1 protein-coding gene is annotated in these 254 nt (G+C 55.5%); it reads right to left on the bottom strand.

Annotated elements, in window-relative coordinates; all coding sequences use genetic code 11:
• Positions 1-72: 72 nt before the first annotated feature.
• Positions 73-198: a Na+ dependent nucleoside transporter N-terminal domain-containing protein gene (locus AB2B41_RS23630; RefSeq protein ID WP_367880264.1), complete on the bottom strand. Its 126-nt coding sequence runs from the start codon at positions 196-198 to the stop codon at positions 73-75.
• Between the last annotated feature and the right edge of the window lie 56 nt (positions 199-254).

Raw genomic sequence — 254 nt, 5'->3', positions numbered from 1 at the left:
TCCTGCGGCATCAAATAAGGTATCCATTTGCGGTCCGACCCGAGAACCGAAGATAAATGCGCTACCTGCGTCTCAGTACGCCATCACGTTGTGGACTCCAAAAGCGACTTTTTCTGCGACCCAACGCCCTGGCGGTAACCAAAGCCTAATCCCGCCAATCACGACCTGTAACACTAACGCCGCGCCAACGGTTCGCAGGCTGATCTACTTCATGCGTACTGACACAAAAAACGCACTCGCCCGCCGCACCCCCA

Origin of the sequence: Sulfitobacter sediminis, assembly GCF_040811725.1 — a bacterium.
Classification (GTDB): Bacteria; Pseudomonadota; Alphaproteobacteria; order Rhodobacterales; family Rhodobacteraceae; genus Sulfitobacter; species Sulfitobacter sediminis.
The sequence above is the reverse complement of the archived record's forward strand: the minus strand, read 5'-3'. Positions and strand labels throughout refer to the sequence as shown.